This window comes from Burkholderia sp. CCA53, from assembly GCF_001685525.1.
GTDB lineage: Bacteria > Pseudomonadota > Gammaproteobacteria > Burkholderiales > Burkholderiaceae > Burkholderia > Burkholderia multivorans.
The window spans coordinates 1726970-1741948 of record NZ_BDDJ01000001.1 but is presented as its reverse complement, the minus strand read 5'-3'; the positions used below and the strand labels follow the sequence as shown (position 1 = coordinate 1741948).

Genomic DNA, 14979 nt, shown 5'->3' with positions numbered 1-14979 from the left:
TGACCCCGATTCACGAACCACAGGCGACCGACATGGCCACTCCCGTCACCATCCTCACCGGCTTCCTCGGCAGCGGCAAGACGACGCTGCTCAAGCGCATCCTGAACGAACATCACGGCATGAAGATCGCCGTGATCGAGAACGAGTTCGGCGAAGAGAACATCGACAACGAGATCCTCGTGCAGGACACGAACGAGCAGATCATCCAGATGAGCAACGGCTGCATCTGCTGCACGATCCGCGGCGATCTGGCGCGCGCGCTCGGCGATCTCGCCGCGAAGAAGCGCGAAGGCAAGCTCGACTTCGACCGCATCGTGATCGAGACGACCGGCCTCGCGAACCCGGGCCCGGTCGCGCAGACCTTCTTCATCGACAGCGAGATCGCCGACGACTTCCTGCTCGACGCGGTGATCACGCTGGTCGACGCGAAGCACGCGAACGCGCAGCTCGACGAGCACGAAGTCGTGCAGCGCCAGGTCGGCTTCGCCGATCGCCTGTTCATCACGAAGTCGGATCTCGTCGACGACGAGACCGTCGCGGGCCTCAAGCACCGCCTGATGCACATGAACCCGAAGGCTACGATCAAGCTCGTGAACTTCGGCGACGCCGACATCAAGGAAATCTTCGACCTGCGCGGCTTCAACCTGAACGCGAAGCTCGAGATCGATCCGGACTTCCTCGCCGAAGACGATCACGCGCACCACGATCACGATCACGACCACGATCACGCGCATTGCGATCACGATCACGGCCAATGCGCGCACGATCACGACCATGGTCACCACAACCATCACCACGCGCACCACGACGACAAGATCAAGTCGTTCGTGTACCGCAACGACCGCCCGTTCGATCCGAACAAGCTCGAGGACTTCCTCGGCGGCATCCTGCAGATCTACGGCGAGCGCATGCTGCGCTACAAGGGCGTGCTGTACATGAAGGGCGTCGATCGCAAGGTCGTGTTCCAGGGCGTGCACCAGATGATGGGCAGCGATCTCGCCGCGAAGTGGCTGCCGGCCGAGAAGAAGACCAACAAGATGGTGTTCATCGGCGTCGACCTGCCGCAGGACCTGATCACCGACGGCCTCGACGCCTGCCTGGCGTAACGCCCGCGCCCTTCGCGCACCGGCGCGGCGCCGCTTTCGGGCGGCGCCCGCGGCCGCCGCCGGGAAGGGTTTTGCCGTCATCGCTTTTTCGCGATTTGCGCGTTATATTTTCTAGATATTGGCGCAGCCGACGGGGATCGACCCGATACGGCGCACGCTTGCGATTCAGTTACAATACGTGCCCGCTGGAGTACGGCAATAACAGGCCCGGTTCTTGCAGAACATCGTCCGGGCATCGCAACCGCGCCGGATCGCCCATCCGCCACCGGCCGCGCCCGATGCGATCTGCCACGCAGCACACCGGTTCGCCGCGCGCGCAGGTCCGCGCCAGGCCTATCCTGGTATTTGAGAACCGGTTTTCCAGAGGCTTTCGGCCCCGCAGCGGCCAATCGCAAATGATTGCAAGCGCAGTTGCGGGTAATCCCAAAGTGCAGGCAATATCTCCTGATTTGCCGCACATTGAAGAAGCAAGCAGATGACGAAGAAACTCTTGACCGAAGCCGAAATCCTGAAGATGAGCGACAAGGATTACATGAATGAGGATCAGCTCGCCTTCTTCAAAGCTCGGCTCGAACAATTGCAGGCGGAAATTCTCCACAACGCCGGCCAGACGACCGAGAACCTTCGCGAGACGGTGATCGTGCCGGACCCTGCCGATCGCGCGACGATCGAGGAAGAGCATGCGCTCGAGCTGCGCACGCGCGACCGCGAGCGCAAGCTGCTCAAGAAGGTCCAGCAGTCGCTCGCCCGCATCGAGTCCGGCGAATACGGCTGGTGCGAGGAAACCGGCGAACCGATCGGCATCCCGCGTCTGCTCGCGCGCCCGACGGCGACGCTGTCGCTCGAGGCGCAGGAGCGCCGCGAGCTGCGCCAGAAGCTGTTCGGCGACTGACCGGGCGACGTTCCGCTCCGACACGCTGCTTCCCGAAAGCGCGCGGCCTGCCGCGCGCTTTTTGTTTTTCGGGCGCCGGTTCGCGCTCGCGCGATTTGCCGCCGCCCCTTGATATCGCGGCGCCCGCCCTAAAATGAAACGGACGCGCGCCGGGCCGCTCCCCGGCGCACTGCGATTCACCCGGCGGCGCGGCGCGCCGCCCGACTCATTCCCCGTTTTTCTCAAGGAACGCAGATGGAGCAATTTCACGGCACGACCATCGTTTCGGTCCGGCGCGGCGACAAGGTCGCGCTCGGCGGCGACGGCCAGGTGACCCTCGGCAACATCGTCATGAAGGGTGGCGCGCGGAAAGTGCGGCGGATCTACAACAACCAGGTTCTGGTCGGATTCGCGGGCGGCACCGCCGATGCGTTCTCGCTGCTCGACCGCTTCGAGGCGAAGCTCGAGAAGCACCAGGGCAATCTGACGCGCGCGGCCGTCGAACTCGCGAAGGACTGGCGCACCGACCGCATGCTGCGCCGCCTCGAGGCGATGCTGATCACGGCCGACGCGAACACGACGCTCGTGATCACCGGCAACGGCGACGTGCTCGATCCGGAAGGCGGCATCTGCGCGATCGGCTCGGGCGGCGCGTATGCGCAGGCCGCCGCGCGCGCGCTCGCGGAGAACACCGAGCTGTCGCCGCGCGAGATCGTCGAAAAGTCGCTCGAGATCGCCGGCGACATGTGCATCTACACGAACCACAACCGCGTCATCGAAACGATCGAGTAAGGACCGTACCATGAGCACCATGACCCCTGCCGAGATCGTCTCGGAACTCGACAAGCACATCATCGGCCAGGCGAAGGCGAAGAAAGCCGTCGCGGTCGCGCTGCGCAATCGCTGGCGCCGCCAGCAGGTCGCCGAACCGCTGCGCCAGGAAATCACGCCGAAGAACATCCTGATGATCGGGCCGACGGGCGTCGGCAAGACCGAAATCGCGCGCCGCCTCGCGAAGCTGGCGGACGCGCCGTTCATCAAGATCGAAGCGACCAAGTTCACCGAAGTCGGCTATGTCGGCCGCGACGTCGACAGCATCGTGCGCGACCTCGTCGAGATTTCGGTCAAGCAGACGCGCGAAAGCGAAATGCGCAAGGTGCGCAGCAAGGCGACCGATCAGGCGGAAGACCGCATCCTCGACATCCTGCTGCCGCAGCCGCGCGCGGTCGGCTTCGGCGGCAACGCCGACCATGCGAACGACGACAACAACGCGACGCGTCAGACCTTCCGCAAGCGCCTGCGCGAAGGCCAGCTCGACGACAAGGAGATCGAGCTCGATCTCGAACAGCCGAGCGTCGGGATGGACATCATGGCGCCGCCGGGCATGGAAGAGATGACCGAGCAGATCCGCTCGATGTTCTCGAACCTCGGCAGCGGCAAGAAGCAGCGCCGCAAGGTGAAGATCAAGGAAGCGCTGAAGCTGCTGACCGACGAGGAAGCGGCGAAGATGCTCAACGACGAGGAAGTGAAGACGAAGGCCGTGCAGAACGTCGAGCAGAACGGCATCGTGTTCCTCGACGAGATCGACAAGATCACGTCGCGCAACAACGAAGGCAGCGGCGGCGAAGTGTCGCGCCAGGGCGTGCAGCGCGACCTGCTGCCGCTCGTCGAAGGCACGACGATCAACACGAAGTACGGGATGGTGAAGACCGATCACATCCTGTTCATCGCGAGCGGCGCGTTCCATCTCGCGAAGCCGAGCGACCTGATCCCCGAACTGCAGGGGCGCTTCCCGATCCGCGTCGAGCTCGACTCGCTGTCGGTGAACGACTTCGAGGCGATCCTGGTCGCGACCGACGCGAGCCTCGTCAAGCAGTACCAGGCGCTGCTCGCCACCGAAGACGTCGAGCTCGAATTCGCGGACGACGGCATTCGCCGCCTCGCGGAAATCGCGTACTCGGTGAACGAGAAGACCGAGAACATCGGCGCGCGACGCCTGTACACGGTGATCGAGAAGCTGCTCGAGGAAGTGTCGTTCTCGGCCGGCAATCACGCCGGCGAGCGCGTGACGATCGACGCGAAGTATGTCGACCGTGCGCTCGGCGAAGTCTCGCAGGACGAGGATCTGTCGCGCTACGTGCTGTAACGCGCGGCGCACCCGACGCACGATGAAACGACGGGCGGCCTTTTGCGGGGCCGCCCGTTTTCGCTGTGGCGCGCGTTGCCGCGACGCGGCCGCTTACTGCCGGACCGGCTTCTTCGCGAGCTTGCGCTGCAGCGTGCGGCGGTGCATGTTCAGCGCGCGCGCGGTAGCCGAGATGTTGTTGTTGTTCTCGGCCAGCACGCGCTGGATGTGTTCCCATTCGAGCCGGTCGACCGACAGCACGACCGGGTTCTCGATCGCTTCCTCGGCCTGTACCTCGCTCGCGTTGGTCTGCAGTGCGGCGAGAATCGACTCGACGTTCGCGGGCTTCGCGAGATAGTTGTCGGCCCCTTCCTTCACGGCCTGCACGGCCGTCGCGATGCTCGCGTAGCCGGTGAGCACGAGAATCCGCGCGTCGGGCTGCAGGTCGCACAGCGGTGCAATCAGGCTCAGGCCCGAATCGTCGCCGAGATGCAGGTCGACGGTGATGAACTGAAATTTGCCCGCCGCGGCGAGCCTGAGCGCCGTCTCCTTGTCGTGCGCCTGCTGGACCGCATAGCCGCGACGCTCGAGGCCGCGTGCAAGCGTGCCCGCGAACACCTCGTTGTCGTCGATCACCAGGAAATTGTTGTCGCTCATAGGTTTCTCTCCGTCTACGTGTGGTTGGAGGCGGCCGCCGGCTGCACCGCGATGCGCGCGACCGGCAGTCGCAACACCGCGCGCGTGCCGCGGCCGCCGGCGGCCGGCCGGCCGTCCGCGCCTGCCGCGCGTTCGCCCGGCGCAGCGCTCTGACCCGATGCCTGCGCGGCCGCCGCCGTGGCGGCGCCGGCACGTGCCGCGCCGCCGACGCGCGGCGTCACGTCGGACAGCTCGATCTCGCCGCCCAGACGCGCCGCCGCGCTGAATGCGAGATACAGGCCGACACCGTGCCCGCCCTGCGTGCTGTCGACCGGCATCGCGCCGAGCGATTCGCGCAGCGCGGCCGGAATGCCGGGCCCGTCGTCGCATACTTCGAATGCAATCTGGTCGGGCGTGCGATCGTGCACGACCTTCGCGGCCAGCGTCACGCGGTGCGGGCTCGCGCGCGCCGCGTTGTCGAGCAGGATCGTCAGGATCTGGCCGGCCGCGACCGTATCGTCGAGCGCGACGCCGGACGGGCGCGCCCCGAGCAGCTCGAACTGCACGTGCGGATGCCGCAGGCGCCAGTGCTCGACGAAGGTGTCGAGCCACTCGTCGACCGGCTGCCGGCTCGCCGGCGCACTCGCGCGGCTGCGCAGGCGCGCGAGCGCCGACGTGCACAGCATCATCTGTTCTTCGAGCACCTTCAGGTCGGCCTCGTAGCGCGCGAGCCCCGGATCGTCGCGCGCGGCGTCGCGCAGTTCCTCGGCGAGCATCGCGATCGTCGACAGCGGCGTGCCCATTTCGTGTGCGACCGTCGCGGCCTGCACGCCGAGTGCGACCGCGCGCTCGTCGCGCAGCAGCCGCTGCTGCGCGTCGCCGAGCGCCGAATCGCGCTGCCGCAGCGCATTCGACATGCGCGCGACGAACCACGCGATCAGCCCGACGCTCACCATGAAGTTCACCCACATCCCGGTGCGGTAGTAGTCGAACAGGTTCGCCGGATTGTCCATGTTCAGCGGCACCGAATCGAAACCGAGCGCCGCGTAGCAGGCGACGGCAAACGCCGCGAGCCAGATCATCAGATGCCACGGCAGCACGGCCGCCGCAATCGCGAGCGACGGCAGATACAGCGACACGAACGGATTCGTCGTGCCGCCCGACAGGAACAGCAGCGCCGACAGCGCACCGAGGTCGACCCACAGCTGGCCGAGCAGCTCGAAGTTCGTCTCCGGACGCGCGCGCAACACGCGCACCCATGTCAGCGCGTTGAAGACGATTTCGAGCGCGATGACCATCAGCATCGCCGGCAGCGGCAGATGCACGCCGAAATACGTCTGCACGACGCCGATCGTCACGAGCTGGCCGATGATCGCGAGATTGCGCAGCCAGAACAGATGACTCAGATTGACGCGCCCGGTGGTGGTGATTCGTTGCATCCGGGCAGTTTACCCGTTTCGCGTGCGGCGCCTCCAGCGGGGCCGGATCGCGGCCGCGCGCCGGCACGATCGTTCGCCGCCGGTTTCGCGCGTTGCGCGTCAGCCGGGCGCGCCCGCCATCCGTTGCGCGATCTCGGCGGCGAGGCATTCGGGGCACAGGCAGCGCACGCCGGGTGCCGACGGCGGCGCACCGGGCGGCGTCGGCATCGACGCGCACCAGCACTCGAACGGCTGCGTGTGCGCGCCGCAATCGAAGCCGCGCCCGCAGCGCGCGCAGCGCACGCGACGCGGAACCGAACGGGCGCCGGCGGCGGAATCGGTCATGACGAAAATCGCGGAAACGGGCGACGCAGCGCCCTACGCGACAAGCATAGCGCGGCAGCCGGATTTTGCACGTCGGCCGATCGGCCGAGGCGCATCGCACGCGGGTGCGCATCCGGGCCGATCGCTGCACGGCCGGCGCCGCGCACAGGCCGCCCGGCCATGACTGGCGGGGCGCCGCGCGTTCTGCGCGGCGCTCGGCACCGGCCGTTCGGCCGACCCAAAAACCGATGCTGCGCTGCGCCACTCCTGTACAATTCGCCCTGTTTCAACCGTTCCCAGCCAGAGCCGCCGCCATGTCCGAGCCCCTCGACCTCTCGCAGATCGCCCCTACGCTGAAAGCAGAAATCCTTGCCGAGGCGCTGCCGTATATCCGCCGCTATCACGGCAAGACCGTGGTCATCAAATACGGCGGCAATGCGATGACGGAAGAACGGCTCAAGCAGGGCTTCGCGCGCGACGTGATCCTGCTGAAGCTGGTCGGCATCAATCCGGTGATCGTCCACGGCGGCGGTCCGCAGATCGATCACGCACTGAAGAAGATCGGCAAGGCGGGCACGTTCATCCAGGGCATGCGCGTGACCGACGAAGAGACGATGGAAGTCGTCGAATGGGTGCTGGGCGGCGAAGTGCAGCAGGACATCGTGATGCTGATCAATCACTTCGGCGGCCATGCGGTCGGCCTGACCGGCAAGGACGGCGGCCTGATCCATGCACGCAAGCTGCTGATGCCGGACCGCGACAATCCGGGCGAGTACATCGACATCGGCCAGGTCGGCGAAGTCGAGGCGATCAACCCGGCCGTCGTGAAGGCGCTGCAGGACGACGCCTTCATCCCCGTGATCTCGCCGATCGGCTTCGGCGAAGACGGCCTGTCGTACAACATCAACGCGGACCTCGTCGCCGGCAAGCTCGCGACGGTGCTGAACGCCGAAAAGCTCGTGATGATGACCAACATCCCGGGCGTGATGGACAAGGAAGGCAACCTGCTGACCGATCTGTCCGCGCGCGAGATCGACGCGCTGTTCGAAGACGGCACGATTTCGGGCGGCATGCTGCCGAAGATCTCGTCGGCGCTCGACGCAGCGAAGAGCGGCGTGAAATCGGTCCATATCGTCGACGGCCGCATCGAGCATTCGGTGCTGCTCGAAATCCTGACCGAGCAGCCGTTCGGCACGATGATCCGCTCGCATTGAGCACGCGCCGCCCGCCGGCCAGTCCGGACCTGCCGGCCCCGCTGCGGCGCCGGCGCATCTCGCGCAGCCGGCCGCACGCCGGCGCGCCGGTGTGGCTGTTCGATCTCGACAACACGCTGCACCACGCATCGCACGCGATCTTTCCCGAGATCAACCGCGCGATGACGCAATACATCATCGACACGCTCGGCGTCGATCGCGCCGAAGCCGACCGCCTGCGCACCGGCTACACGCAGCGCTACGGCGCCGCGCTGCTCGGCCTCACGCGCCATCATCCGATCGATCCGCACGACTTCCTGCGCGCGGTCCACACGTTTTCGGACCTGCCGGCGATGCTGCGCGCCGAGCGCGGCCTCGCGCGCATCGTCGCCGCCCTGCCGGGCCGCAAGATCGTGCTGACCAACGCGCCGGAGCGCTATGCGCGCGCGGTGCTGCGCGAGCTGCGCATCGAGCGGCTGTTCGAGCGCGTGATCGCGATCGAGCACATGCGCGACCGCCGCACCTGGCGCGCGAAGCCCGACCACACGATGCTGCGCCGCGCGCTGCGCGCCGCGCACGCGCGGCTGACCGACGCGATCCTCGTCGAGGATACGCGCGGCCACCTGAAGCGCTACAAGCGCCTCGGCATCGGCACGGTGTGGATCACCGGCCACCTGCCGGGCCATCTGCCGGCCACCGGCCGCCCGCATTATGTCGACCGGCGGATTCGTTCGCTAAAATCGCTCCGACTGGGCACTCGATCGGGGCGACAAAAATGCAGCCGACTCACCCGCAGGACCACTGCGTAACGGACGACCAGGCCACACCCGCGCGAGCGCGCGCCCGACCGAAGCCGGGCGAGCGCCGCATGCTGATCCTGCAGACGCTCGCGTCGATGCTCGAGGCGCCGAAGCGCGAGAAGATCACGACGGCCGCGCTCGCGGCACGGCTCGACGTGTCCGAAGCCGCGCTCTACCGGCATTTCGCGAGCAAGGCCCAGATGTACGACGGCCTGATCGAATTCATCGAAGAAACGTTCTTCGGGCTGATCAACCAGATCGCCGCGAAGGAGCCCGACGGCGTGCTCCAGGCGCGCGCGATCGGCATGATGCTGCTCAATTTCGCGGCGAAGAACCCCGGCATGACGCGCGTGCTGACCGGCGAGGCGCTCGTCGGCGAGCACGAGCGGCTCGCCGAGCGCATCGATCGCATGCTCGAGCGGATCGAGGCATCGGTCCGGCAGTGCCTGCGCGTCGCGCTGGCCGAGCGCACGGCGGCCGCCGGCAGCGGCGCGCCGCTTCCGGCCGGCTACGATCCGGCCGTTCGCGCGAGCCTCCTCGTCGGCTACGCGGTCGGCGCGTGGCAGCGCTACACGCGCAGCGGCTTCACGAAACCGCCCGGCGAACTTGCCGAACAGAAGTTGCAACTGATCCTCCAGTAACGCATCGGCGGCACGCGGCCGCGCCGCGCGCCCGATCGCCCGATCGCTCGGCCGTTCATCCGCGGCGGCCGGTCGAACCCGTCCGAAGCCGCGCATCGGGGGTGCCGCACGCATGCCGCGCCCTCCTCCTCCTCCCTTGCCGATCGCCCGACACCCGGCCCGCGACCGGCCGCACGTCGTCCGCTTCGAGCAGGCCGCGCACACGCAGCCCGAGCGGGATAACGATTTCCGATCGAATCGACAAAATAAATCGAGACGAAAAATCTCAAAACAAAACCGGTCTTATCAATCTCGCTTTCGATAATTTTTCGTACTCATCCAACTTGCCCCGTCATACCGCCAAAGCGAAAATCTCGCAGAAATTTTCTTTCATTCGCATTACAAAGCACCGAAATGACAAATGATTGAAACATTTCGAATTCGTTCATAACCAACCTGCGAGATTCAGAACGATGGTTCAATTTTCGACTCAAGGATTACCCCGGGCGCTGCGCGCCGCTCTGCTGGTAGCCGGCATCTGCGCGCTGCCGGCCGCCCACGCGCAGGACGGCACCATCACGGTGACCGGCGACATCTCCGGCACGACCTGCAAGATTTCCGGCAACAGCACCGGCGGCCCCAACTTCACGGTGGCGCTGCCTGAAATCGTCGCGTCGTCGCTCGGTTCGGCGGGCACGAGAACCGGCGATACGCCGTTCAACATCATGCTGACCAACTGCCAGCCGGGCAGCGGCAACGTGTCGACCTACTTCGAACCGGGCACGACGGTCAACGCCGCAACCGGCCAGTTGAAAAACGCGTCGGGCACCGCGCAGAACGTCGAAGTCGGGCTGCTCAACAAGGACCGCAGCGTCATCAAGCTCGGCGTCGGCCATCCGTCGCAAAACACCGCGAAGGTCGCGATCGCGTCGGGCTCGGCGAAGCTCGAGTACATCGCGCAATACGTCGCGACGGGCGGCGCCGCAGGCTCCGGCTCCGTCAACACCTCGGTTCTCTATTCGCTCGTTTATCAATAAAGGTCGGTAAATCTCGGCGATCGGTTTTTTCTTTTTTTGAATAACCCGATCGCCGAATTGCCGCATTCGATTACTCCGCCACTCCAGATCAATATGAATCGATACGCCGGAAAATGGAAAGCGTGGACGCTCGCCGTCGCTACGCTCGTCTCGCTCGTCGCCGGAAGCGCTCAGGCGAGCGTCGTGATTGGCGGCACACGCGTCGTCTATCCGGAAAAGGACCGCGAAGTGACGGTGAGGCTCACCAACGAAGGGGAAAAGCCGGCGCTGGTTCAGGCGTGGATCGATGCGGGCAATGCCAACGCGCTGCCCGACGAAACGAACGCGCCGTTCATCCTCACGCCGCCGCTGTTCCGCATCGATCCCGGCCAGGGCCAGAGCCTGCGCGTGCTCTACACGAAAGACGCACTTCCGCAACACAGGGAATCGCTGTTCTGGCTCAACGTGCTCGAAGTCCCACCCGAAGCCGACAACGCCGAAGCGCAGCCCAACGCGCTGCAACTGGCGTTCCGTTCGCGCATCAAGCTGTTCTTCCGGCCGGCCGCGCTGGAAAGCAGCGCCGCCGACGCTCCGTCGAAGGTCACGTGGAAGCTCGCACGCATCGACGGCGGCCGCTACGGCCTCGAAGCGCACAACCCGACGCCTTACCACGTCACGTTCAGCCGCGTCGCGCTCAAGACGGGCAATACGGTCCGAACGAATCTGCTCGGCGGAATGGTCGACCCCGGCGCGACCGCCACGTTCGGCATCGACGGGCTCACGGCCCTGCCCGGCGGCCCGGTGGAAGTCGACTACACGTATCTCGACGACTACGGCACCGGCGTTGCCGGCAAGGCCGTGCCTCAACCCGCCAGATAACCGGCGCCCGTCGCGCAGGCGTCCACGCCGGCACCCAGGAAATTCTTCATCCAACAGGATCCTTTACCGGATGCGCAAGTCAATCAAGTCGCGCGAGCGATTGCAGTTCGCGCTCAAGCCGAGTCATGCGTGCGTACTGGCGGCGCTTGGCGGCGTCGCCGCCACGCATGCCGGCTGGGCCGCTGCTTCGGAAGCACGGCAGGCGCCCGAAGTCCGCTTTAGCGACGCGCTGCTGCTGAAGGGCCAGGGCCAGCGCATCGACGTGTCGCGATTCGCGCGCGGCAATCCGGTCGCGCCCGGCCAATACACGGCCGATATCGTGCTGAACGGCACCTGGATCGGCCGCTCGGCCGTCCGATTCGTCGGTGCGCCGGGCGGCGACGACGCCTCGCTGTGCGTCGACACGTCGCTCGCGACCCGCATCGCGCTCGACGACGCCGCGCTGACTGAGGCCGGCCGCGCCGAGCTCGCGAAGATCCAGGCCGGCGAGTGCGGACGCTTCGCGCTGCTCGCCGACGGCGCGTCGTACCGTTTCGATCAAGCAGAATTCCGCCTCGATCTGACCATTCCGCAGGCTGCGTTGCAACGTCGGCCGCGCGGCTACGTGAGTCCCGAACTGTGGGACGCCGGCATTCCGTCGGCCACGCTGAAGTACAACTTCAACACCTACCGCTCGTCGTCTTTCGGACGCTCGAGCACGCAGGCCTACCTCGGCCTGAACGGCGGCATCAACGTCGCCGGCTGGCATCTGCGGCACAACGGCTCGTATATGTGGAGTTCGGGCAATGCCGGCCGCTACAGCCCGGTGTCGACCTACGTTCAGCGCGACCTGCCGGCGCTGCGCAGCCAGGTCACGTTCGGCGAGGTGTTCACCGACGGCTCGATCTTCGACAGCGTCGGGCTGCGCGGCGTTACGATCGCCACCGACGACCGCATGCTGCCCGACTCGCTGCGCGGCTATGCGCCGCTGATTCGCGGCGTCGCGAACAGCAACGCGCACGTGAAGATTTCGCAGAACGGCAACACGCTGTACGAAACCAACGTGCCGCCCGGCGCGTTCGAGATCAACGATCTCTATCCGACCGGCTATGGCGGCAACCTGCTGGTGACGGTCACCGAGGCGAACGGCAGCACACACAGCTTCACGGTGCCGTATGCGTCCGTATCGCAGTCGCTGCGCGAAGGAAATACGCGCTTCAGCGTCGCGCTCGGCCAGTTCCGCGAGCCGCTGGTCGATGCGCACCCGAACTTCTCTCAGGCGACGATCCAGCACGGCTTCAGCAACCTGTTCACCGGCTACGCGGGCATGATCGCGGCGCGCGGCTATGTCGCGGGGCTCGTCGGCAGCGCGTTCAATACGCACTGGGGTGCGTTCGCGGTCGACTTCACGCAGGCGAAAGCCGACATTCCGGGCGCCGCCGCGACGACCGGCCAGAGCGCCCGCGTCACCTACAGCAAGCGGCTGCCGGCGACCGACACCAATATCGCGATCGCCGCCTATCGCTACTCGTCGCGCGGCTTCTGGACGGCGCGCAACGCGTTTTATGCGCGCAGCGCGGCGGCGGCCGGCCGCAACCCCGACGACGTCGCACGCGAACGCAGCCAGTTGCAACTGACCGTCAGCCAGAGCTTCGGCACGCGCTGGGGCAGCGCGTATGCGATCGGGTCGATGCAGAACTACTGGAATCAGCCGGGTTCGACGACGAGCCTCCAGTTCGGCTACAGCAACACGTTGAAGCTGGCCGGCCAGAACGTCGGCTACAACCTGTCGTTCTCGCGCCAGCGCGACGGCTTTTCGCAGGCGTTCAGCAACCTGCTCTACGCCAATGTGACGATCCCGCTGGGCAAGCGCGCGTATGCGCCGACGCTGTCGGCTTCGCTGTCACGCGACACGCGCGGCGGCACGTCGCAACTGGTCGGGCTGACCGGCTCCGCCGGCGAGAGCGGCGAATTCTCGTACGGCGTCACGGGCAGCCGCACGCCGGGCACGCTGAACGGCGGCGGTACCGCGCAATATCGCGCACCGTATGCGAGCGTATCGGCGGGCGCATCGGGCGGCACCGGGCAATCGCAGTTCTCTGCCGGCCTGTCCGGCGCAGTCGTCGCGCATGCCGGCGGCATCACGCTCGCCAACGACCTCGGCGAAACGGCTGCGCTCGTCGAAGCGCGCGACGCGAAAGGCGCGCGCGTCACGAGCGGCACGGGCACCCGCATCGACGGCCGCGGCTATGCGATCGTGCCGTCGCTGACGCCCTACACGCTGAACACGATCAGCATCGATCCGAAGGGCATTCCGCTCGACGTCGAGCTGCAATCGACGAGCCAGCAGATCGCGCCGCGCGCCAATGCGCTCGTGGCCGTGCGCTTCGCCACCACGACCGGCCGCTCGGCGCTGATCACGCCGCGCCTGCCGGACGGCAAGCCGCTGCCGTTCGGCACCCACGTGTTCGACAGCAGCGGCGCCAGCGTCGGCGTGATCGCGCAGAGCAGCCACCTGTTCGTGCGCGGCATCCCGGACAGCGGCGTGCTGACCGCGAAGTGGGGCAACGGCCCGCAGGACGCCTGCTCGTTTTCGTACCGGCTTCCGACGGCGCCGCACAAGGACGCGGACTATGCGCGCGTCGATGCGACCTGCGGCAGCGGCGCACTGGCCGACGCGCCGTCGTACGCGATTCCGCTGTCCTCGCGGCCGGCCGTGAGCGACGCCAGCGAAGCAGCCGTGCCGACGCAGCATGCCGACACGCACGTGTCGGCATCCCGGAACCCCTCCGCCATGAAGGAAATCTCGCAATGATTCGATCGGTGCAACGCAGACACATCGTCCGTTGGCTGTCCGCAATATTGGTCGCCATCGCGTGGGCCGCGCCCGCCCATGCGCAATATTGCTCGTACGTACCGGCGGTGAACGACCACTCGGTCCGCTTCGGCTTCCCGCAGTGGATCGGCGTGCCGGCCGGCGCGCCGGACGGCACGGTACTCGCCTCGACCATCATGACGATCGGCTACAGTTGTCCGCCGACAACCAGTCCTTCCGGCTGGAGCTTCGTCTATAGCACGATGTACAAGTCTTCGACGAGCGTGCCCGGCGACCTGTACCACTTCGCCAACTTCGGCCTCGGGATCCGGGTCACCAACCTGAACACCGGGCAGCGAATGAAGAACGATATCAGCCACGGACTCGTGCAATGGATGCCGCCCCGGACCGGCACGGCCCCGATCTCCGGCACGGTGCAATTCAAGATCGAACTCGTGAAGCTGAACGACCTGATCTACAACCCGCCTCCCTACCTGGCGCAGGGGGGCATCAACGATACGTTCGGCTTATTCAGGATCGTCAACAACGCGACACTCACCGGCCGCAGCGTCAACATCTTTTGGCATAACGGCCCGATAACGCTCACCTCGCTGCCGCAGAGCTGCCGCGCCACGCTGTCCGACACGTCCGTGCAACTGGACCGCATCTATACGTCACGGCTACCGACGCCCGGATCGACCGCGGGCGACAAGCCATTCAACGTCGGCCTGTCCTGCTCGCCCGGCACGAACGTCTACGTGACGCTGACCGACCTGACTCAACCCGGCAACACGACCGATCGCTTGACGCTCGCGCCCGGCTCGACCGCTTCGGGCGTCCAGTTGCGGCTGCTGAGGCCGGGCGGCGTACCGGTCAGCTTCGGGCCCGACAGCTCGAGCCCCGGCAACCTCAATCAGTGGCATCTCGGCGCGTCGGGCAGCACGACCGGCATTCCGTTGACCGCCCAGTACATCGCCACCGGCGCGGTGACGGCCGGATCGGTCAAAGGCGTGGCGTCGTTCACGCTGAGCTACCAGTGAGCACCGACCATCGAAGGCCGTGCAGCGCGCGGCCTGACCCGATGCTCGCCCGGCAGCGTTTGCGCTCCCTGTCGAACGATGCCGGACGACAACCGTTTCCGGACGCCTGCGCAATGCAGGCAGCCGGATTCCCCCGATGACGCGAATGGCCGGAAAC

General features: G+C 66.5%; 14 protein-coding genes. 11 read left to right on the top strand and 3 right to left on the bottom strand.

What is annotated here, in order from left to right; genetic code table 11:
• The first annotated feature begins 32 nt into the window (after positions 1-32).
• From BCR55_RS08105 to hslU, 4 genes are all read left to right on the top strand, one after another.
• The gene (locus BCR55_RS08105) at positions 33-1106 is read left to right on the top strand and encodes a GTP-binding protein (protein ID WP_006409693.1); all 1074 of its coding nucleotides are present in this window, start codon (positions 33-35) and stop codon (positions 1104-1106) included.
• 475 nt (positions 1107-1581) lie between these two features.
• On the top strand, positions 1582-1998 hold the full coding sequence (gene dksA, locus BCR55_RS08100) for an RNA polymerase-binding protein DksA (protein ID WP_006402995.1): 417 nt from the start codon (positions 1582-1584) through the stop codon (positions 1996-1998).
• 234 nt (positions 1999-2232) lie between these two features.
• Complete coding sequence (hslV, locus tag BCR55_RS08095) at positions 2233-2769, top strand: ATP-dependent protease subunit HslV (RefSeq protein WP_006402996.1); 537 nt, start codon at positions 2233-2235, stop codon at positions 2767-2769.
• A gap of 10 nt (positions 2770-2779) precedes the next feature.
• Entirely contained in the window at positions 2780-4123 is a 1344-nt protein-coding gene (hslU, locus tag BCR55_RS08090) for an ATP-dependent protease ATPase subunit HslU (protein ID WP_006402997.1), read from the top strand.
• 93 nt (positions 4124-4216) lie between these two features.
• On the opposite strand, the gene BCR55_RS08085 is transcribed toward hslU, so the two are convergent.
• From BCR55_RS08085 to BCR55_RS08075, 3 genes are all read right to left on the bottom strand, one after another.
• A complete protein-coding gene (locus BCR55_RS08085; RefSeq protein WP_006402999.1) occupies positions 4217-4759 on the bottom strand; it encodes a response regulator transcription factor in 543 nt (180 codons plus the stop codon).
• 14 nt (positions 4760-4773) lie between these two features.
• Positions 4774-6177, bottom strand: coding sequence for an ATP-binding protein (locus tag BCR55_RS08080; RefSeq protein WP_006407189.1), 1404 nt, complete (start codon positions 6175-6177; stop codon positions 4774-4776).
• A 99-nt stretch (positions 6178-6276) separates the two neighbouring features.
• Entirely contained in the window at positions 6277-6501 is a 225-nt protein-coding gene (locus tag BCR55_RS08075; protein WP_006407190.1) for a cysteine-rich CWC family protein, read from the bottom strand.
• Between the two features lie 293 nt (positions 6502-6794).
• On the opposite strand from BCR55_RS08075, the gene argB reads away from it, so the two are divergent.
• The 7 genes from argB (at position 6795) to BCR55_RS08040 (ending at position 14822) form a co-directional block, all read left to right on the top strand.
• Complete coding sequence (gene argB, locus BCR55_RS08070) at positions 6795-7694, top strand: acetylglutamate kinase (RefSeq protein WP_006401887.1); 900 nt, start codon at positions 6795-6797, stop codon at positions 7692-7694.
• Positions 7691-8482: a pyrimidine 5'-nucleotidase gene (locus BCR55_RS08065; protein WP_065494422.1), complete on the top strand. Its 792-nt coding sequence runs from the start codon at positions 7691-7693 to the stop codon at positions 8480-8482. Before argB ends, BCR55_RS08065 begins: the two co-directional genes overlap by 4 nt.
• A complete protein-coding gene (gene slmA / locus BCR55_RS08060; protein WP_065494421.1) occupies positions 8449-9114 on the top strand; it encodes a nucleoid occlusion factor SlmA in 666 nt (221 codons plus the stop codon). The genes BCR55_RS08065 and slmA overlap by 34 nt, the downstream gene beginning before the upstream one ends.
• Positions 9115-9566: 452 nt before the next feature.
• Positions 9567-10130, top strand: a complete 564-nt coding sequence (locus BCR55_RS08055) for a fimbrial protein (protein ID WP_006407196.1) — start codon at positions 9567-9569, stop codon at positions 10128-10130.
• Positions 10131-10223: 93 nt separating this feature from the next.
• Entirely contained in the window at positions 10224-10988 is a 765-nt protein-coding gene (locus tag BCR55_RS08050; RefSeq protein WP_053297810.1) for a molecular chaperone, read from the top strand.
• A 70-nt stretch (positions 10989-11058) separates the two neighbouring features.
• Positions 11059-13782, top strand: a complete 2724-nt coding sequence (locus BCR55_RS08045) for a fimbria/pilus outer membrane usher protein (protein ID WP_006407198.1) — start codon at positions 11059-11061, stop codon at positions 13780-13782.
• Entirely contained in the window at positions 13779-14822 is a 1044-nt protein-coding gene (locus BCR55_RS08040) for a fimbrial protein (protein ID WP_065494420.1), read from the top strand. The genes BCR55_RS08045 and BCR55_RS08040 overlap by 4 nt, the downstream gene beginning before the upstream one ends.
• Positions 14823-14979: the final 157 nt, after the last annotated feature.